The sequence below is a fragment of the Streptomyces sp. NPDC034049 genome, assembly GCF_055575575.1.
This window is the reverse complement of record NZ_JBVISJ010000008.1, coordinates 369,033-389,983: the sequence shown is the minus strand read 5'-3', so window position 1 is coordinate 389,983 and position 20,951 is coordinate 369,033. Positions and strand designations below refer to the sequence as shown.

9 protein-coding genes are annotated in these 20,951 nt (G+C 73.3%); 3 read left to right on the top strand and 6 right to left on the bottom strand.

Annotated features, from left to right (window positions below):
• Positions 1-4: 4 nt before the first annotated feature.
• The 6 genes from ACZ52C_RS24800 to ACZ52C_RS24775 form a co-directional block, all read right to left on the bottom strand.
• Complete coding sequence (locus ACZ52C_RS24800; protein ID WP_469076794.1) at positions 5-2,215, bottom strand: CDP-glycerol:glycerophosphate glycerophosphotransferase; 2,211 nt, start codon at positions 2,213-2,215, stop codon at positions 5-7.
• A 116-nt stretch (positions 2,216-2,331) separates the two neighbouring features.
• Entirely contained in the window at positions 2,332-4,569 is a 2,238-nt protein-coding gene (locus ACZ52C_RS24795) for a bifunctional glycosyltransferase/CDP-glycerol:glycerophosphate glycerophosphotransferase (protein WP_469076793.1), read from the bottom strand.
• Positions 4,570-4,720: 151 nt separating this feature from the next.
• On the bottom strand, positions 4,721-5,608 hold the full coding sequence (locus ACZ52C_RS24790; protein ID WP_469076792.1) for a carbohydrate ABC transporter permease: 888 nt from the start codon (positions 5,606-5,608) through the stop codon (positions 4,721-4,723).
• Positions 5,605-6,969, bottom strand: coding sequence for a carbohydrate ABC transporter permease (locus tag ACZ52C_RS24785; RefSeq protein ID WP_469076791.1), 1,365 nt, complete (start codon positions 6,967-6,969; stop codon positions 5,605-5,607). Before ACZ52C_RS24785 ends, ACZ52C_RS24790 begins: the two co-directional genes overlap by 4 nt.
• Positions 6,970-6,979: 10 nt before the next feature.
• Positions 6,980-8,386 carry an ABC transporter substrate-binding protein gene (locus tag ACZ52C_RS24780; protein ID WP_469076790.1) on the bottom strand — a complete coding sequence of 469 codons (1,407 nt, stop codon included), beginning with the start codon at positions 8,384-8,386 and terminating at the stop codon, positions 6,980-6,982.
• Between the two features lie 298 nt (positions 8,387-8,684).
• Positions 8,685-12,782 carry an FHA domain-containing protein gene (locus ACZ52C_RS24775; RefSeq protein ID WP_469076789.1) on the bottom strand — a complete coding sequence of 1,366 codons (4,098 nt, stop codon included), beginning with the start codon at positions 12,780-12,782 and terminating at the stop codon, positions 8,685-8,687.
• A gap of 507 nt (positions 12,783-13,289) precedes the next feature.
• Between ACZ52C_RS24775 and ACZ52C_RS24770 the strand changes: the two genes are divergently transcribed.
• The 3 genes from ACZ52C_RS24770 (at position 13,290) to ACZ52C_RS24760 (ending at position 20,916) form a co-directional block, all read left to right on the top strand.
• The gene (locus ACZ52C_RS24770) at positions 13,290-15,023 is read left to right on the top strand and encodes a protein kinase domain-containing protein (protein WP_469076788.1); all 1,734 of its coding nucleotides are present in this window, start codon (positions 13,290-13,292) and stop codon (positions 15,021-15,023) included.
• Positions 15,024-15,390: 367 nt separating this feature from the next.
• Positions 15,391-16,629, top strand: a complete 1,239-nt coding sequence (locus ACZ52C_RS24765) for a serine/threonine-protein kinase (RefSeq protein ID WP_469076787.1) — start codon at positions 15,391-15,393, stop codon at positions 16,627-16,629.
• 522 nt (positions 16,630-17,151) lie between these two features.
• Entirely contained in the window at positions 17,152-20,916 is a 3,765-nt protein-coding gene (locus ACZ52C_RS24760) for a laminin G domain-containing protein (RefSeq protein ID WP_469076835.1), read from the top strand.
• Positions 20,917-20,951 lie beyond the last annotated feature (35 nt).

The window sequence follows — 20,951 nt, the reverse complement described above, 5'->3', positions numbered from 1 at the left end:
GTCCTCAGCTCCTGACGAGGGTCGCGGCGGTCGGAGTCGGAGTCGGAGTCGGAGTCGGCGCCGGGGCCTGAGCCGGGGCCGACGCCGGCGCCGGTGCGCGCTCGGCGAGCGGCACGACCGGCGGCAGCGCCTCCGGCCGCTCGCCGAGGAACACCCGCCGTACCACCCGCTCCGCCGCACGCCCGTCGTCGAACTGGCAGAACCGCTCCCGGAAGGCGGCCCGCAGCGCGTCGGCCTCCACGTCCGCGTACGAGCCGTCCCGGAACAGGTCCGCCAACTCCCGCTCGGTGCGCGCCACATGACCGGGTGGCGCGGCCGGCAGAGCGAGGCAGACGCCCCGGGTCTCCCGGAACGCCTCCCAGTCGTCCGCGAGGATCACCACGGGCCGGTCGAGGTGGGCGTAGTCGAACATCAGGGACGCGTAGTCGGTGATCAGCGCGTCGGCGGCGAGGCAGACCTCCTCGGCATAAGGGTGCGCGGTGACGTCGATGATCCGCCCGCCGCTCCCGCGAGGGGTGGTGGCGGCGGAGCGGTGGGGCGCCCGCAGCAGCACCACGAACTCCTCTCCCACCGCCTCGCAGAACGCCTCCAGGTCCAGCCGGGCCCCGCGCCCAGCGGCGTGGGCGCGGTGGGTGGGGGCATGGAGGACGGCCTTCACGCCCTCGGGGATACCCAGCGCGCGCCGGGCGCGCGCCACGTCGTCGGCCGTGGCCGCGCAGAGGACGTCGTTGCGCGGAGAGCCGTACTCCAGGTGCGCGTACCTGCCGGGGAAGGCCCGCTCCCAGGTCTCGGTGGTGTGCCGGTTCGAGGAGAGGACGAAGTCCCAGCGGTCCACGTGCCCGAGGAGCGCCTTCGCGCCGGCGGGACCGTCCACCCCGGCGGCCACCATCGGATACGCGGACCGGTCCAGGCCCGTCGCCTTCAGCGGGGTGCCGGGCGCGATCCGGAGGTGGACACTGCCGGGACGCTTGACGAGGGTGTCGGTGAGGGCGCCGTCGTCGACGACGTACGCGGCGCGGGCCAGCAGCCGCCCGGCCCGCGCACTCCCAAGCACGGCGTGCTCGACGCCCCGGGGGACCCGGTCCACCGCGTCGGCCGCGACGAGGAACACCGAGCGGACCCGCGGGGCGAGTTCGCGGACCTTCGCCTCCACGGCGACCAGGTCGCCGCCGACGCCCCGGCCCGGGTGCGCGCGGTACACGGCGAGGTTCCGGTCCAGCGGCAGACGGCGCTGGACGGCGTTCAGGGCGCGGGCCAGGGGCGTACGGGGGCGGAGGAGCGCCGCCGGCGCTCCGGAGGCGGCTCGGTGGGCGGCGTGCAGGACCCGGAGCCCGGCGTACGAGCCGCGCGCCAGCAGCCGGTGCTGGAGTCCGAGGCGCCCGGCGGGCGGGCGGAAGCCGGCCGGGCGGTGGAGGCCGTAGAGGTGGGTGGCGCGGCGGAAGAAGGCGCGGCGGTGGTGGGCGGGCAGCCGCTCCGGGTGGGCGAGAGCGCGCAGCACGATCGCGAACAGCCGCCCGAACAGCGCCTCCGACAGCCCCTGTCCGGCCGCCGCCCGGGCGAGCACCAGCTCCACCTGGTCGAGGAGTTCCAGGTGGTGGTCGCCGGGCGCGTACAGCCGGCTGCCCTGCCGGCGCAGCAGATGACGCACACCGACCGTGTCCGGCAGCTCGGCCGTACGGTCGGCGGCCAGGGCGACCAGGCCGTTCCAGCCGAGGTCGGTGAAATGGCCGATGGGGAAGGTGAGTTGACGCTCGCCGAGGAAGTCCCGGCGGTAGGCCGCGCTCCACGCGGGGGCGTCCGGACCGGCCGGGCGCACGACGGTGGTGCCGCCCTCCCACCAGTGCGCCCGCTCGTGCGCGAAGTACAGGACGTCCGGGTCGTTCGTCTCGTCCAGCCGGTCCGCGATCGCCCGCAGCGCGCCCGGCGCGAGTGTGTCGTCCCCGTCCAGGAACAGCACGTACGACCCGTGCGCGGCCGCGAGTCCCGCGTTGCGGGCGGCGCTCAGCCCGCCCGCCGGCGGTGACTCGACCGGGGCGACGCGGGTGTCCCTGACGGCGTACGCGGCGCTGATCGCCCCGCCCGGCGAGTCGGCGGCCGCCTCGTGCACCGGAATCAGCTCGAAGTCACCGAACGGCTGACCGAGCACGGACTCCAGAGCGAGTGGCAGCCGCCCCTCCACGCCGTAGGTGGGGACGATGATGCTGAAGCGGGGCATTCTTTCCTTTCCGGGGGCATGTGTGGGGGTGCGTTGTCGGGTGCGGGTCCGGTGGGGGCCGAAGGGGCGCAGCCCCTTGGATGGGACGGGTAGGGGCGGCGGGGGCGAGGAGACGCCTACGTCCCCAGCAACTCGTCCGCCGCCCCCGCACGCGCACTCGCCGCGGACGGAACCGGACGCCGCTCACCCAGCGGAACGACGTCACCCGACGGCACACACTCCCCCAGCACGACCCGCCGCACGACCCGCTCCGCCGCCCGCCCGTCGTCGTACGGACAGAACCGCTCCCGGAACGCCGCCCGCAACTGCGCCGACCGCGACCCCCGCCAGTGCCCCGTCGCGAAGATGTCGATCAGCTCGTCCTCGCTGCGCGCGACCGCCCCCGGCGCACAGGACCGCAGGTCGAAGTAGGTCCCGCGCGCCGCCTCGTACGCCTCCCAGTCCTCCGCGTGGATCACGATGGGCCGGTCGAGGTTGGCGTAGTCGAACATCAGCGACGAGTAGTCCGTGATCAGCGCGTCCGAGGCGAGGCAGAGGTTCTCCACGCTCGGATACCCGGTGACGTCCAGCAGCCGGCCGTGCGCCAGATCGGTCAGCGGGGAGTCGTACGCGTGATGCGCCCGGGCCAGGACGACGAAGCGCGGCCCGAGTTTGCGCAGCACCCGCTCCAGATCCAGGTGGGCGCGCTGCGAGTGCCGGTAGTCGCGGTGCGTCGGGGCGTACAGGACGGCGACCGCCCCCTCGGGCACGCCGAGGTGCTCGCGCACCCGGGCCACGTCCGCCGAAGTCGCCCTCAGGAGCACGTCGTTGCGCGGCGAGCCGTACTCGAGGGTGGTGAACGGGGAGGGGTAGACGCGCTCCCAGACGAGCGTGGAGTGGCGGTTGCCGGACAGGACGTAGTCCCACTGGTCGCTGCCGCGCAGCACCTCCTCGAAGTCCGTGCCGCGCGCCGCCGCCGGCCGGTCCCGCAGGTCGATCCCCATGTGCTTGAGCGGGGTGCCGTGCTGGGTCTGCACCAGCACCTGGCCGCGCCGCTTGACGAGCCGGCGGTCGAAGTCGGCGTTGTTCACCAGGTACTTGGAGCGGGCGAGCGCCGTCCAGTACGCCATCGAGCCGGGCAGCACCCGCCGGGTTCCCACCGGAAGCGTGTGGTGGTGCTCCGGGCGTGCGACCCACGAGGTGCGCATCGAGGGGACGTACGTCCGGAACGCGTTCTCCAGGGCGGCCGGGCTGCACTCGTACCCCCGGCCCCCGTACGCGGCGAACACCGCCCGGTCCGCGCGCAGCGGGAGCAGGCGCTGGACGCGGTAGTGCAGGCGCAGGCCGACGGCGCGGAACAGCCCGGCCAGACCCCGCACCAGACGTCCGGCGCCCCGGCCCAGCCGCGCTCCGGCCCACAGGGCGCGGTAGAGGCGCGGGCTGCCCAGCCGCAGGAGCGCGTGCCGGAGCCGGGCGCGGGCGCGCAGGGGTGCGCCGGGGGTGCGGTAGCGGACGCAGTGCGCGCGGACCGTGCGCAGGAACTCGGCGCGCGCCTCGCGCGGCAGCCGGTGGCCCCCCGAGAACACGGAGGTGAGGTGGTCGACCATGCGCCGGAACAGCACCGGACGCCACTGCGCCAGCTCCGGCCGCTCGTCGACGTAGGCGAACACCCGGTCGTACTGACCGAACACATCGAAGTGACTGTGCGTAGTCGCCCCGAGGAGGCTGCCGTGGCGGCGACGGCGGTGGTGCACGCAGACCCGGTCGAGGGTGGCGACGGACTCCGCCGCCATCAGGACCTGGTACGACCACGCCGTGTCCTCGTAAACGCCGGGCGGGAAGCGGAAGTCGTGGTCCTCGACGAACTCCCGTTTGCAGACCTTGTTCCAGGCCGCGGGGCGGACGGTGAGCAGACCGGGGCGGTCGTCGAGCCGGAACGGGGCCGGGCCCTGCTCGGTGAGCCGGCGGTCACGCGCGTCGTGGACCGGCTCGCCCGACCAGGAGACACGCGCGAAGTCATGGACGAGGACGTCCGGTTCGCCGGTCTCCTTGACGCGGTCGGCGATCGCCTGGAGCGCGCCCGGCGTGAACGTGTCGTCGGCGTCGAGAAAGAGGAGGTAGTCGCCCCTGGCGTACTCCATCCCCTTGTTGCGGGCGGCGCCGGGCCCCGCGTTCTCCCGCAGGCGCACCGTGCGCCGTACCCGGGGGTCGCGGGCCGCGAACTCGTCGGCGATCGCGGCGCAGTTGTCGGGCGAGGCGTCGTCGACGACGATCACCTCGAGGTCGGTGAAGGACTGGGACAGCACAGAATCCAGGCATTCGTGCAGGTACGCCTGAACCTTGTACGCGGGAACGATGACACTGAACCTGGGCAAGGAGGACATCCATGGGTCGGCGCGGGCATACTGCCCGGAAACGGCCGATGGGATGATTTGGTTACGGTGCGTGTTCCATACGGGGGATTCTCCACGGAGTTGGGGGCGCACGGGTGCGTTCCGCGGTGCGCGCGCCCCCAGTTGTCGGCGGTCACTTCACGGCGCCCGCCATCACCCCCGACACGAACTGCCGTTGGAACGCGAAGAACACGGCCAGCGGGATCACCATCGAGATGAACGCGCCCGGCGCCAGCACCTCGATGTTGCTGCCGAACTGCCGTACCTGCTGCTGGAGCGCGACCGTCAGCGGCTGGGAGTCGGAGCTGGAGAAGACCAGCGCCACCAGCATGTCGTTCCACACCCACAGGAACTGGAAGATGCCGAGCGAGGCGAGCGCCGGTGCGGCCAGCGGCAGGACGACCGTCGTGAACAGCCGTACCTCACCCGCCCCGTCGAGCCGTGCCGCCTCCAGCAACTCCCGCGGGATCTCCGCGAAGAAGTTGCGCAACAGGAAGATCGCGAACGGCAGTCCGAAGCCGACATGGAAGAGCACCACGCCGATGATGTCGCCGAAGATCCCGAGGTCCCGGAAGAGCCCGGACAACGGGATCAGCGCCACCTGCACCGGCACCACCAACAGCCCCACCACGCCCATGAACCACCAGTCGCGGCCCTTGAAGTCCAGCCAGGCGAAGGCGTATCCGGCCATCGCGCCGATTAGGACGACCAGCAGCGTCGCCGGCACGGTGATCCAGACCGTGTTGAACAGGGCGTCCGTGATCCCGTCGTTCTCCAGCAGCGACGCGTAGCTCTTGGTGGTGAGCTGGGCCGGGGCCGAGAACACCTTCCACCACCCGGAGGTGGAGATGTCGGTCGGGTCGCGGAACGACGAGACCAGCAGTCCGAAGGTGGGCACCAGCCAGAACAGCGCCACGAGGAGCAGGAAGACCCGCAGTGCGCCGCCCGCCGCGCCGCTCGCGAGCCGGGCGGCGACGGAGCGTTTCCCGACAGTTCTCGAGTGTTCCTCGACAGTCGTCACCGCTGGCGCTCCTTCCTGAGGCGCCGGATGTTGACCCACATCACCGGCAGCACGAGCAGCAGCAGGACCACACCGATCGCGCTGCCGAGACCGAAGTCGCCCCCGCCGCCGTACGACACCAGATAGAGCTGGAGGGCGAGGACGTTGGCCTCGTCCTGGGTGGGCTGGGGCGCGATGATGTAGACGAGGTCGAACACCTTCATCACATTGATCATCAGCGTGACGAGGACGACGACCAGGACCGGCGCGAGCAGCGGCACGGTGACCTTCCGGAACACCTGCCACTCGTTCGCCCCGTCCACCCGGGCCGCCTCCAGCAGATTGCGGTCGACCCCGGCCAGCCCGGCCGCGATCAGCACCATCGCGAAACCGGCCCACATCCATACGTACGACCCGATGACGGCCGGGGTCACCAGTGCGGGACCGAGCCAGTCGATGCCGTTGTAGGGCGCCGCGAAGTTCGAGCCGGGCAGCCGCAGTCGAGCCCCTTCGGCGGATTCCGGCAGGCTGAAGGTGCCGTCGGCGCCGCTGGTCGCGGTGGCGACGACCTCGCCGTCCTTCACCGCCTCGACCTCGACGCCCTTCAGTGCCTTCTCACCCGGGTCGACGGCCCCCTTCTCACCGCCGCCGCCGAGCCGGAAGTCCAGCCACACGGTCCCGGTGACACCCTCGCCTCCGGTGGCGGCCTTCGCGTCCTCCGCGTCCCCGGGCAGGCTGTTGGGCGCGATGCCGACGAGGGGGAGCAGCGCCGGGTTGCCCGCCCGCACGGTCCCCTCGGTGGTGAACGACCCGCCGCCGGACGCCTTCAGATCGCTCACCTGGGCGTTGGGGCGGGCCTTCGGATACACCGACTCGTCCACGAACACGTCGTGCACGGACGTCACGACCGCGTTGGCGACGCCCTGGTCCGGATCCTGTTCGTACACCAGCCGGAAGATGATGCCCGCGGCCAGCATCGAGATCGCCATCGGCATGAAGACGATCAGCTTGAACGCCGTTCCCCAGCGCACCCGTTCGGTCAGCACCGCGAAGATCAGCCCGAGCGCGGTGACGAGCGCCGGGGCCACCGCGACCCAGATCGCGGTGTTGCGCACGGCGACGAGCGTCGCGTCGTCGGAGAAGATCTCCGCGTAGTTGTCGAGGCCGACGAAGCCCGAGCCGTCCGCGTCGAACAGGCTCCGCCAGACCGAGTACCCGATGGGGTAGACCACGAGCGCGCCGAGCAGCACCAGCGCGGGCAGCAGAAACAGCACCGCCACCCACAGCCGGGTACCCGTCACGCTCTTGCGCGGTGCGGCGGGGGACGCCGGCCGTTCACCGGCGCCCCCCGCCGTCTTCGTCGTTGTCCCGGCGGACGACATGAGGTCGCCGTCAGCCGTTCCCGTAGGCCTTGGCCGCGTCGGTCTCCAACTGCTTCTGGGCACCGGCCACGTCGTCGGGGTTCTTCAGGAAGTCCTGGAGGTCCTTCCACTCGCCGACGCCCTGGGTGCCGCCGAACGCCGCCGGGGCCTGGTCGGACATGTCGAAGCGGAAGTCATCGCCCGCCGCGAGCAGTGCCTTGGCGATCTCCCGGGTCACGTCGTCCTTGTAACTGCCTTCATCCATCTCCTTGTTGGGGGAGAGGAAGCCGCCCTGTGCCGCCCAGATCTCCGCCGCGTCGGTCGAGGCGAGGAAGGTGAGCAGCGCCTGGGCGCCCTTGCCGTCCTTGAGCGCCACGGCCGCGTCGCCGCCGGTGACCACGGGGGAGTCGTCACCGACCGCCGGGAACGGGAACACCTTGGCGTCCGTGCCGATCTCGGCGTCCGTGTCCCCGTTGATGGTGACGGCCACGAAGTCACCCTCGAAGACCATGCCGGCCGGGGCGTCCCCGGTGAAGGTCTGCGTGATCGACTTCGGGTACTCGGTCCGCAGCGCGCCGGACGCCCCGCCCGCGATCAGCTCGTCCTTGCCCCACAGCTCCGCCAGCTTGGTGAGGGCCTCCTTCACCGAGGGGTCGGTCCACTTGATCTCGTGCTTGGCCAGCTGGTCGTACTTCTCCGGGCCCGCCTGCGACAGATAGACGTTCTCGAACCAGTCGGTGAGCGTCCAGCCGTCGGCGCCGCCGACGGACACGGCGGGCGAACCGGCGTCGGAGAGCGTCTGCGCGGTCTGCAGGAACTCGTCCCAGGTCCCCGGTTCCTCGGTGATCCCGGCCGCCTCGAACGCGGCGGTGTTGTACCAGACGAGGGACTTGTTGGCGGCCTTCGCGTAGACGCCGTACTGCTTGCCCTCGTACGCGCCGAGGTCCTTCCAGCCGTCGGAGAAGTTCTTGTCCAACTGCGCCTGGGCCTCGCTGCCGAGCGGCTTCACCCAGCCCTTCTCGGCGAACTGGTGCAACACGCCGACCTGCGGCAGGAACGCCACGTCCGGCGGCTTGCCGCCCTCGATCTTCGTCCCGAGGAACGTGGACGTGTTGTTGCCGGTCGGCACGAACGTCACCGAGGCGCCGGTGCGTTTCTCGAACTCGTCCAGCACCTTCTGGAAGTTGTCCAGCTCCGGGCCGGTGAAGACCGCCGCGACCTCCAGCTTCTGGCCGTCGAGCTTGGGGAGTTGGACGGTGGCCTCGGTGCCGCCGTCGTTGCCGTTGTCGGCGCCGTCGTCCTTGTCGTCGTCACCGCCGCACGCGGTGAGCGAGAGGGCGAGGACGCCCGCGGCGAGGACCGTGAGGGCTCTGGACGTGGGGGGATGGGCGGACTTGCCATAGGGGTTGGACTTGTGTGTGCGAACCACGCGACCCATGCGGTGGATGTTGCGCATCTCTTACCCCGTTCTCCGTGCGTCGTCGAACGTAGAGCGCTGTCCCGTGCGCTCTGGTCTACGCCGGGTGCCCGAGGGCGGCAAGAGCGCCTGCCGCGTCAACGTCTTGATCGTGATGGCGTCGTGACCATGGCTCCGCCGGGTGCGCGCTCTGCGGGGCCGGGCGCGCCGGTGCGCCGTGGGGCGTCCCGGCGCGTGGCGGGTGACCGTCCGTCGTGGTCGCTCGCGCAGTTCCCCGCGCCCCTTGCGGGGCCTGCGGCCCCGTCCCCGCAGACCGTGGTCAGAGCAGGGACGGTACGGCCGGTGCCGAGACCTCCCGGGCCGCGCGGTCCAGCGCGCTGGCCAGCAGGGCCAGATCCGTGGGGCCGTTGCCCAACTCCCGTACGGGGCGACGGGCCGGCGGGTCGCCCATCCGTGTCCAGTCGAGCGGGACGACCGTCGGCCGGAGGGTGGCCGTGCGCGGGATGCGCCCCGTCACCCGGCCCGCCTGGAACGCGGTCGTGCGACCCCCCTCGCCCCGCAACTCGCCACGGCCCGGCGCCGGTTCGTCCGGCCCCGGCACCGGCGCGCTCAGCACGACCCGCCCGCCGGCGGCCCGCCCCAGCTCGCTCTCGCCCTTCGGCCCGCCCCCACCGGTCGTCGCCACGAGATGCACCCCGAGCCGCTCGCCCTCCCGGGCCACCGCCTCCAGGGCCCGGACGACCGACCCCGCCGCCGGCCGCCCCGTGGAACCCAACGGCGGCGACAGCAGCGCGTCGAGGTCGTCGACGATCACGACGAGCCGGGGAAGCTCCGTGGCGAAGCTCTTCGCGGCCCCGCCCCGGCCGTCCTGCTCGGTGGTCCTCCGGCCCGGCCGCAGCCGCAGCGTGGAGCTGGAGGACGAGTCGAGGTCGGCTGCCCCGGCCGAAGCCGCCTGTGCGGACCCCGGCCCCGAGGCGCCCGCCCCGGAGGAACCCGCCCCCGGTGCCGCGGACTTCGCCGACCCGGACTTCGCCGACCCGGACCCCGCCGTCGCGGAGGTCGCCGAGCGCTGCGGGACGATACGGCCCGAGACCTCACGCCGTGTGTGCCACTCCACGAACCCGAGCCCGCCCAGCAGTTCGTACCGGCGCTTCAGCTCGGCGATCAGGGACTGGGCGAACTCCCGCATGCGGACGGGGTCGTTGACCGTGAGATGGGTCCCCACATGGGGCAGGTCCGTACAGACCCCGAGCCCTTCGCCGGTACGACCCCCGCCGGCCCCGCCGTCCCGCCCGTCGACGAGGACCATGCCCAGCCGGTCGGGCCGCTCGGCGGCGGCGAGCGACGCGGCGACGGCCCGCAACAGCTCGGTGCGGCCGCTGCCGGCCGGCCCCTCGATCAGCAGATGGGGGCCCTCGGCGACGAGGTCCACGGAGACGGGCCCGCGCGGCCCGGCGCCGAGCACGGCCCAGGCACGCCCCCCGAGCGCCGTCGTGTCGTCGCCCGCGTCCGCCCAGCGCGCCATCAGCGACGCCGGTGTGGCCCGCGCGAGCCCCAACTCGTCCAGCAGCCGCGCCGACTGCGGCAACGGCGCCGACACCCGCGTCTGCCGGTCGCCGGCCGCCCCGTCCGTCCGCAACGGCGCGAGCGCCCGCGCGAACCGCTCGGCCCACGCCGCCGACACCGCGTCCAGTGTGGCCACCGTGCCGTGGTTCAGCAGGCCGGGCGCCTCCCGCGCGTCGAGCGAGGGGATGTCCCGGGCGCCGGGATGCGTCCGCTCGTCGGCACCGGAGCGCGCGCCGCCCGAGAGGGCGAGGGCGGTGTGCGTACGGCTCACCACGGCGGGGTCCGCCTGAGCGGAACCACGGGCCCGGTCGGGCCGTCCCGGACGCTCTGTGTGGTCGGGACGGGGACGACCCGGCGAGGCGTCGGACGCCGTACCGCGCGCGTGGTCCACGGGCTCCTGCGACGGGCGACCGGCGTCCCCGCCCCGCCCGGCCTCACCGCCGTGTGGCGCCGTGCCCGGGCGTCCACCGACTCCGCCGGACGCCGGCCCCGTCGCCGTACGTCCGGACCGGGCGCCACCCGCCGTACTCGCCCTGTCCACCGCACTCGCCGCACTCACCGCGCCCGTCGCCCCGGCACCGCTGACCGCGCCGTGCCCGGCGGAGGTGACGCGCAGGAGCCGCAGCGCCGTGGCGACGTCACCGCTGAGGAGGGCGACGGCCCCGCACGCGCGGAACGCGGGGGAGACCTCGCAGGCCGCCGTGTACGTCTCCGTCACCGGTGAGGCGGGCGACGCGGACTCCGTCTCGGCGAGGCACACGACATGGATCCCGGCGACGGGCCCCTCCTGCGCCAGCCGCACCACGGCCTCGCGCACATCGGCGCCCCCGGGGTCACCGTCCACGATCACCACCGTGTACGGCCCCGCGAAGCCGGCGCCCGCCGGTCCGTCCTCCCGCGCCCACGACGGGCGCCGCGCGCTCCGCCGGCCCGGGCCGCCCTCGGCCGCCCCGGTCCCGCGCTCGGCCGGACCCGTCGCGCCGGGGGTCGTACGTCCGCCGCCCGTGCCCGGTGTGCTTCCGGGCGCGTGGCCCGCCGTGTCCGCCGCGTGGTCCTCCACGCGGCGCAGCAACTCGTCCAGCCGGGCCGTGGTCTGCTCGCGGTCGTAGGCGAGGAGGAGGCGGCAGTCCTGGCCGTGGGCGGGGCGGAGATGGGGGAGCCAGCCGAGCCAGGACCAGTCACCGGCGCGCTCCTCGGGGGAGCGGGCGCGGTCCGCGCTGATCAGGACCAGTTCCAGGGTGTCGGGGGAGTGCAGCGCCGCGAGCTGGGCCACGACCGCGCGGGTCAGGCCCATGAGCCGGGGGCGCGGCCCGGCCAGCCCCAGCGCGCCGACCTCCCGCAGCCCGGTGGTCACCGGCACCGCCGGCAACAGTCCCGATCCGTCCGGCGCCGCCCGGTCCGCCGTGCCCAGCCGCACCGTCAGCGCCTCCGGGTGCCCCGGCCCCCGCTCCCACAGCCGGGCGCCGGGCCCGAGCGCGGTGAGCAGCAGCGCGGCCGGGTCCGGCCAGGTCTCCGGCAGCCGCTCCCCGGCCGCCGGGAACACCGAGGCCGGCGCCCCGCGCTCGTCCTCGTCGTCCTCCGTGTCGTACTCGTACGGGTCGTACTCGGCGCCCGACTGCGTCCGCCCCCCGGTCAGCCGCCGCGCCCAGGCCCCGAACCCGCCCCGTTTGCGCAGGCCACGCGGCACGTCCGTTCCCCGGAGGGGCGTGCCCTTGCGCGTACCGGACTCGGGGGGCTCGCCGCCGCTCCCGAAGCCGTCGTCACCGGACCCGCCGACCTCACCGGCACGCGCGTCACCCGTGCCTCGCAGGTCACCCGCGCCGCGCGTGTCGCCCGCGAAGGAGCCGTGGCCGTCGCGCGGACGGCCATGAGCCTCCGCCTCGAACGGGCCCCCGCCGCCCTCGCCGACACCCGCCCGCACGGCCCCTAGGGCCCCTGGGCCGGCCCCGGGCGCGTCCCCCCGCCCCGTCCCTCCGGCCGCCCCGGACTCCGCGCTCCCCGTGGTCCGCTCGATGCCCGGCACCCCGCCCTGCCCCGGCACCGTCCGGCGCTCGCCAAGCCCGTGCCCGGCGGCCTCGGCCCCCGGCGTCCCCGCACCCGTACGGGACCCGCCGCCGGAACCGGCACCCGGGCCGGCGGCGGAGCCGCTGTCGTCCGCCGTCGCCGCGCCCCCCGCCGCGACCCGGACATGCCCCTCCCCGTCAGGCGTCGTACCGACCCCCCGCGCCCCCGACGACGAGGCCAGGCGGAGCGCGGACTCGCCGATACGCAGGAGCGCGCCCGGGGCCAGGCGGACCGGGCGGTCGCCGACACGGGTGCCGTCGAGCGTGGTGCCGTTGGTGGAGCCGAGGTCGACCACGGAGACCCGGCCGTCGGCGGAGAGGGTGACCGCGCAGTGGAGACGGGAGACGTCCGGGTCGTCGAGCGGGACGTCGGCGTCGGCGGAGCGGCCGATGTGGATCTTGCCGCCGTGCAGCAGATGGACGCCGCCCGCGTCGGGGCCGGCCACGACGTGCAGCTGCGCGGCGGCCTCGTCGACCTCGGGGCCCGGCTCGGAGGGGGCGCCCAGGGAGAGCACCGCGCCGTCGATCAGGGGCGGCTCGCCCAGGGTGCAGCGCTGGGCGTCGAGGCGCTCGGCACCGGCGTACAGCACGACCTGTCCGCCGCCGACCTCGCGGCTGCGCTCCAGGCGCTCCGCACCACCCTCCCCGACGGCGGAGGCGAGGCCCGAGGCCACGGCGGCGAGGGCCGTCCCGGCGGGCGCCGTGACCAGCACGTCGCAGGCCGTGGCACGTCCTCGCGGCTCGGAGGGCGGTCCCAGCGGGTCTACGACGGTCAGCCGGATCTGCATCGCCGTCAGCGGTCCCTTCCGCGCGGGCACCCGCGACGACGAGGACGAGACTGCGCGGTCCCCACCGCAGACTTCCCCCACCGCTTCACGGGCACGTCGGCCAGTACTGGAGGCATCCTCGCACCTGCCACTGACAACTCGCCCGCCGCCCGGCGTCAAGTGATCTTGATTGGTCGGCTCTGCCCCCAAAAGTGCCTGACCAGTGCCCGCCAGATGATCACTTGAGATCGGTCACGTCCCTGTCGCGGCCGTATTCGGGATCGGTCACGTCCGCATCCGGAGCCCGACAGACCCCCGCACGGCAACCAAGCGCCCACGAGGGAGCGTCTTTCCACCGAACGCACACGGGTACCCGTACGTACTCCGGGCCACAGCGAGCGGACAGAGTGGGCAGGAAGAGTCGGGAAGTGAACAGCCCGGTCCCGTGGACGGCCGCACTACAGTGGTCGCAACGTCCGCGGGAGCCCAGGGCGTGACCAGGCAAGCAAGCAACAGGGAGCGCATGACGTGCGGCCGGTAGGCAGTAAGTACCTCCTTGAGGAGCCGATTGGACGCGGCGCCACAGGCACGGTCTGGCGCGCCCGCCAGCGGGAGACCGCCGGTGCCGAGGCGGCCGTGCCCGGCCACCCCGGCGAGACCGTCGCGATCAAGGTCCTCAAGGAGGAGCTCGCGAGCGACGCGGACATCGTGATGCGGTTCCTGCGGGAGCGCTCCGTCCTGCTCCGGCTCACCCACCCGAACATCGTGCGCGTCCGCGACCTCGTCGTCGAGGGTGATCTGCTGGCCCTGGTCATGGACCTGGTCCAGGGCCCCGACCTGCACCGCTACCTCCGGGAGAACGGCCCGTTCTCGCCCGTCGGCGCGGCCCTGCTGACCGCCCAGATCGCCGACGCGCTCGCCGCCAGCCACGCCGACGGCGTCGTCCACCGCGACCTGAAGCCCGCGAACGTCCTGCTCAAGCAGGACGGCGGCGAGATGCACCCGATGCTGACGGACTTCGGCATCGCCCGCCTCGCCGACTCCCCGGGCCTGACCCGCACCAGCGAGTTCGTCGGCACGCCCGCGTACGTCGCCCCCGAGTCCGCCGAGGGCCAGCCGCAGACCTCCGCCGTCGACATCTACGGTGCCGGCATCCTGATGTACGAACTGGTCACCGGACGCCCGCCGTTCAACGGCCAGTCCGCGCTCGAAGTGCTGCACCAGCACCTCAGCGCCGAACCGCGCCGCCCCTCCACCGTCCCCGACCCGCTGTGGACGGTCATCGAGCGCTGCCTGCGCAAGAACCCGCGGGAGCGGCCCAGCGCCGTCAACCTCGCCCGCGCGCTCCGCATCGTCGCCGAGGGCGTCGGCGTGCACGCGAACTCCATGCAGATCGCCGCCGCCGACGGTGTGGGCCACATCCTCGCCCCCGACCCGGCGCCCGCGCAGGTGCCGGGCGCCCCCGAGCCGTTCGGCTCGGCCGACCCGACCCAGGTGCTGCCGCACGGCGCGGGCGCGTACGACCCGAACGCCGCGACCAGCGTCCTGCCGCACACCTCGGGACCGGCGGGCTCGGGCGACCCCACCACCGTGCTCCCGCACACCGGCGGCGCCGACCCGACGTCCGTCATGCCGCCGGTGCCGTCGCACGACCCCGGCGGGCAGCCGCCGGAGCAGCCGCACCCCTGGCAGAACCAGCTCCGCGCGGCCCGCGACCGCAACGAGCAGACGCAGGTCCAGTACCTCGACCCCAGCGAGGACCCGCTGCGCCGCCGTCCCCAGCGGCAGGCGGGCCGTCCGCAGCAGGCGCCGCAGCAGCCCCAGCAGCCGCGCCGGCAGCAGCGTCCGCCGCAGGGCGGGCCCGGCCCCGGGTACGGCCACCCGCAGCAGCAACAGCAGCCGTACGCCCCCGCGCCCGCGCGGCAGCCGCAGCGCCGGCAGCCGGAGCGGTACGCGCCCGCGCCGCAGCCGCAGCAGCCGGCGCCCCGGCCCCAGCGGGAGCCCCGGCCGCCGCGTGAGCCGCGTCAGCGCAGCGCCAACCCGATGCGCATCCCGGGGCTGGGGTGCCTCAAGGGATGTCTGTTCATGATCGTGCTGCTCTTCGTCGGGGGCTGGCTGATCTGGGAGTTCACGCCGCTGCAGGAGTGGGTGGGCACCGGCCAGAGCTGGTGGGGCCAGCTCTCCGACTGGGTCGGCGACGTGGGCAAGTGGATCGGGGACCTGGGCAACGGTTCTGGTTCCGGCTCCGGTTCGGGGCAGTAGAGCGCCTCACAGCTCGGGGGTGAGGCCTTCGTCGGCGGGTGCGGCTCCGGTGGGGCTTCTCGCGCAGTTCCCCGCGCCCCCAAGAGCATCAGGCCCCTGCGGGCCTGAAGGACCACGGCCCTGCGGGCCTGAAAAGCACGGGGCGCAGCCCCGGCTTTTCAGGGGCGCGGGGAACCGCGCGAGAGGCCCCCACCCACCCGCACCCGCCGACGCACCCAAGCCCCCACCCCCATCCGCGCACCCCGCCCCCACGGAGCCTCACCTTGGGGACTTGTCGACATCCGAGGGGTGATTTCCGCCTCGGCGGTGAACGTGGGGTCCCCGGGCGCGTAGCTTTGTCGCCAACACGCGGCCTGTAGGAGCAGTCTTGGGACGGAAGATCGGAAGCCGGTACACCGCGAACCAGATTCTGGGGCGGGGCAGCGCCGGCACGGTGTGGCTGGGTGAGGGCCCGGAGGGCCCCGTCGCCATCAAGCTGCTGCGCGAGGACCTCTCCTCCGACCAGGAACTCGTCAGCCGCTTCGTCCAGGAGCGCACCGCGCTGCTGGGCCTCGACCACCCGAACGTGGTCTCCGTACGCGACCTCGTCGTCGACGGCAACGACCTCGCCCTCGTCATGGACCTCGTCCGCGGCACGGACCTGCGCACCCGCCTCGACCGGGAGCGGCGCATGGCCCCCGAGGCGGCGGTCGCCATAGTGGCCGACATCGCCGACGGCCTGGCGGCGGCGCACGCGGCCGGGGTCGTCCACCGTGACGTCAAGCCGGAGAATGTGCTGCTCGACATGCAGGGCCCCCTCGGCCCCGGCGGCGCGCACCCGGCCCTCCTCACCGACTTCGGTGTCGCCAAGCTGATCGATTCTCCGCGACGCACCCGCGCCACGAAGATCATCGGAACACCGGACTATCTCGCCCCCGAGATCGTCGAGGGCCTGCCGCCCCGCGCGGCCGTGGACATCTACGCCCTCGCGACCGTGCTGTACGAGCTGCTGGCCGGGTTCACCCCGTTCGGCGGCGGCCACCCCGGCGCCGTGCTGCGCCGCCATGTCACCGAGACGGTCGTCCCGCTGCCCGGTATCCCCGAGGAACTGTGGCAGCTGCTGGTGCAGTGCCTCGCCAAGGCGCCGGCCTCGCGGCTGCGGGCCTCGGAGCTGGCCGCGCGGCTGCGGGAGCAGCTGCCGCTGCTGGCGGGGATGCCGCCGCTCGACGTCGACGAACCGGGGACGGAGTCCGGCGACGGATACGAGGAGGCGCCCGCCGAGGCGGAGGCGCCGCGGGAGCGGGTGCGGCGCGGGGCGGTGCCGCTGGTGCCGGGGGCCAAGCCGGACTCCAACCGGGACACCCATACGTCGATGCGGGTGCCGGGGCCGGACGAGCTGGCGGGGGGTGCGCGGGGGACGGCGCGGGTGCCCCGCCCGACGGGGGCGCCGCGGCCCGGGTCCGCGCGCAACCGGGGGAGTGCGGTGCGCCGCCGGAGGATCACCCTCGGAGCGGCGGCGGTCGCGCTGGTGGTCGCGGCGGGTGTGGGCACCTGGGCGGCGACATCGGAAGGCGACTCGGGCGGCAGGCCCACGGACACGAACAACTCCACGCCGGCGGCGCCGTGACGGACGTACCGGCAGCGCCGTGACGTGAAACCACGTCATATGGTTCGCCGTTCAATAGTCACATTGGCATCACGAATCCCATGCGTTGTTTGGTTGACGTAAAGCCTCGGCATAGAACTGTTGTGCCCTGAACGGCCTGGGCAGAAGGGGGACTTGAGATGGCCGGGTCTGCGTCGAGAGTGCTGGGAGCGACACCGATCGCACAGGTGATCGCACCGGATGGCCGGGCGGATCTGCCCGACGGAGAGCCGGCGCGGGTCCAGGAGTAGACGCGCCTTCGTTGTGGACGCATCGCGTCTGGTGCGATTCGGCACTCGCGTGCGGTTCTGTGTGCTCCGGCGCGACGGTGTCCGGTGCGATGCGTCCCTGTGTGGTCAATGACGTTCGGATGTGATGAGCGCGGCGGCTGCGAGGCGCCGTCCTGTCATGTCTCGGACAATCCGACATGGGGGACTCATGGGATGGGGACGACGGCGCCGTGCTGACGGCGCCGACGGCAGACGGGGACACTCTTTCGTGTCCATGGTGACCGCGTTCGCGGTACTGACCGCGGTGCCCGCGCTGGGGCTGGGGCTGGGCCCCGCCGCGGCGCGGGCCGTGGCGGAGGAGTCGCCCCCCGAGCAGTCGGAGGGGCAGAAGGCGCTGGCGGAGGCCAAGGATTCGGGCAAGCGGGTCGAGGTCCTCGGCGAGCGGTCGGAGCGGACGACCGTCTACGCGAATCCGGACGGCTACTCCTTCACCCTCGAAGAATCCGCCGTTCCGGTACGGGTGCCGAAACCGGGCGGTGGCTGGCGGACACCGGACGCGACGTTGGAGGTGAGGTCCGACGGGACGATCGCACCGAAGGCCGCCGCCGTGGAGATGGAGTTCTCCGGCGGCGGTGACGACGCACCGCTGGTGAAGATCGCGGAGGGCGGACGGTCCCTGCGACTCGGCTGGGAGGGCAAGCTCCCCGAGCCCCGGCTGGACGGTACGAGCGCGCTCTACGAGGAGGTCCTGCCCGGGGTCGACCTCAAGGTCACCGCGTCGGTCGAGGGCTTCCGGCATGTACTGGTGGTCAAGACACCCGAGGGCGCCGAGAGCGCGAGTCTGGAGCGGATCGACTACCCCCTGAAGGCCGACGGGCTTCGGCTGGTCAAGGGCGAGGCGGGCAACCTCACCGCCGTCGACTCGGCCGGCAACCGCGTCTTCCGCGCCCCACCCGCGCAGATGTGGGACTCCGCCGGCACCGACGCCGACGAGACCGACGCCCCGGCCGAGGAAACGACCGGTACGACGAACGGCGATACGACCGGTACGACGGCCGGCGATGCGACCGGTACGACGGCCGGCGACGCGACGACCGCGGCGACGGCGACCGGGGCACGTACGGTCCCGGCGAGGTTCGCGGCCGCGGCCGCCACCGGAACCGAGGGGCCGAAGGCGGCGGAGGCGGCCGACGCACCCGAGGGCACCGAGCCCCGCGCCGGCGACAAGGTCGCCAGGATGGACGTGAAGCTCTCCGAGGACGCGCTGTCGGTGATCCCGGACGCGAAGATGCTCACCGGTACCAAGGAGTCGGCGTTCCCGCTGTTCATCGACCCGACAGTGACCTGGGGCGAGTCCGAGCGCACCCTCCTGCGCTCGGACGGCTACGAGTCGTACGGCTGGGGCAACGGCGACGACGACCTGGGCAAGGGCGTCGGCGCGTGCGGCACCTGGAACGGGTACTACTGCGGGCCGGGGTACGTCCAGCGGCTGTACTTCGAGTTCTCGCCGGCGAGCCTGAAGGGCAAGCACGTCCTGGACGCCACGTTCCGGGTGACGGAGCCGTGGGCGTTCCAGTGCGATCCGCGCTGGGTGGACCTGGGGCGCACGAACAACATCTCCTCCTCGACCACGTGGTCCTCGCGCCCGGCGCACCTGGATCTGATGGGTGACCGGCATGTGTCGGCCGGGCGGGGCTCGCTCTGCGACCCGGACTCGCCGGACGCGCCGATCGAGTTCAACGACAACCCCGAGGAGACGGACGAGAACCTGACCCCGACGGTGCGCAACTTCGCGGCGGGCAAGTTCTCCCGGCTGACGCTGATGCTCAAGGCCCACGACGAGACGGACACGGCGGCGTGGAAGCGGTTCAGGAACGACGCCGTGCTGGCCGTCGACTTCGTCGGCCTCCCGGCCAAGCCGACCGGTATCGGTCTGGTCACCGGCTCGGGCACGGTCTGCGAGACGACCGAGTCGGACCCGGCGGTCGTCTCCGACCCCACCCCGGCCCTGACGGCGACGGCGCAGACCGCGTCCGGCGGTGAGAAGGACGCCCAGTTGCGTGTCGCCTTCGACATGGACCACAAGAACAGCGACGGCACCTGGTCGGACACCACGGCGGGCAACGGCGACCTCGCCCCGTCCAGCGGTTACGTGGGTGACGGCGTGAAGCTGACGAAGTCCTGGTCGACGCTGACCGAGGGCAGGGTGTACCGGTTCCGGGCCTGGGTGCGCTCGTACTACAACGGCGGTGAGAGCTATCTCGCGGGGCCGTCGAACGCCTCGACGAGCGGCTGGTGCCACTTCAAGGTCGACCCGACCGCGCCCAAGGCGCCCCGCATCGCGATCGGCGCTCCGTACAGCGAGTGCACCACCAACGCCTGTGCCGCGGGTGGCGGCCCCGGCAACTCGGGCAGGTTCACCTTCACCCCGGCCACCGGTGACGCCAACAACGTGGCCTACCAGTACAAGCTCTCCAGCGCGGACGCCTGGTCGTCCGAGATCAAGGGGTCGACGGGCGCGGCGACCATCACGCCGGAGCGGTCGGGCACCCACAGCGTGTACGTACGGGCCAAGGACGAGGTGAGCCGGTGGGGCGCGCAGAACGTGGTGGACTTCCTGGTGGCCGCCGGTGAAGGCCCCGTCGGCCGTTGGCACTTCGACGAGGCGAGCGGCGCGGCCGTGGACTCCGCCACCGCCGACGGCTCCGACAACGCCACCCTGGGCGGCTCCGCCGTCCGCGACGACCGGGGACGCCGAGGGCTGATCACCCACGACGCCCAGGGGGTCCCCCTGGAGGAGCCCGTCACCGACAAGGGCCTGTCCCTCAACGGGACCACCGGGTACGCGCAGACGAGCGGGCCCGTCCTGGAGACCCGCTCGGCGTTCACGCTGTCGTCCTGGGTGCGGCTGGACGAGACCGACGCCTACGCGACCGTGCTGGCCCAACACGGCCCGGACGGCACGCCGTTCGCCTTCTGGTACTCGGGCAACTCCAAGACCTGGTACTTCGGCGTCCGCAAGCCCGACGGCAGCGGCTACTCCGGGGTCTCCGCCGTCTACGCCGCCCAGACCGGGGTGTGGACCCACCTGGCGGGATCGTACGACCCGGTCACAGGGGAGCTGAAGTTCTATGTCGACGGTCGTCTCCAGCGCACTGCCGTCACGGTGGCGGGCTCGTACGAGTCCACGGGCCCGATGCAGTTCGGCCGTCTGCAGAACGGTGCCAGCAGTTACGTCTACCAGTTCCCGGGCTCCATCGACGAGGTCGCCGTCTGGCAGCGGGTGCTGACGCCCAGGGAGATCGTCACCGAGGCGCAGTTGCTCGTCTCCGACGGGTTCGCCGGCGCCGAACTGGTGGCGGACTGGAAGGCCGAGCTGGGCAGCGGTACCACCGTGCCCGACACGACGTCGGGGTACGGCCGCAGCCTCACGCTCTCCGGCGGGGCCGCACTGGACAACGGGGAGATCGTCCTGGACGGGACGGACGACTCGGCGACCGCCCCGGGGCCGCTCGTGTACGACCACGCGCCGTTCACGGTGTCGACGCTGGTGACACTCGACGCCGCCAAGCTCGCGAGCAAGAACGTCGGCTACACCGGCCAGGTCCTCGGGCAGCGTACGGAGGACGGCTCGGCCTGGGGCTTCTGGTTCAAGCTGACCGGGAAGGACACGGTGCTGGACGAGGAGACCCTGGAGGAACGCACTGTTCCGGTCGGTGTGTGGCACTTCGGCCGGCTGAACGCCGACGGAACGTTCTCCTCGGTGGCGTCCGACACGGCGGCGGCCCTGGACAGTCCCGTACGGCTCACCGGTCTCTACGACTCCCTGACCGGGACCATCAGCCTCTATCTCGGCCACAACCAGAACGGTGACGACACGGCGTTCACCGTCAAGCTCGGCACCGGTGACTTCGCCGTCGGCAAGGGCTTCACCGACGGCGCGTGGAAGCACCATCTGCCCGCGCGCGTGGCGGAAGTGCGGCTCTGGGCGGGCGCGATGGCCGGCTCTGAGCAGATCGACCACCAGGTCGGCGACTGAGCCAGGTGGGTGCGGGCGGTGGCGTACACCGCCCG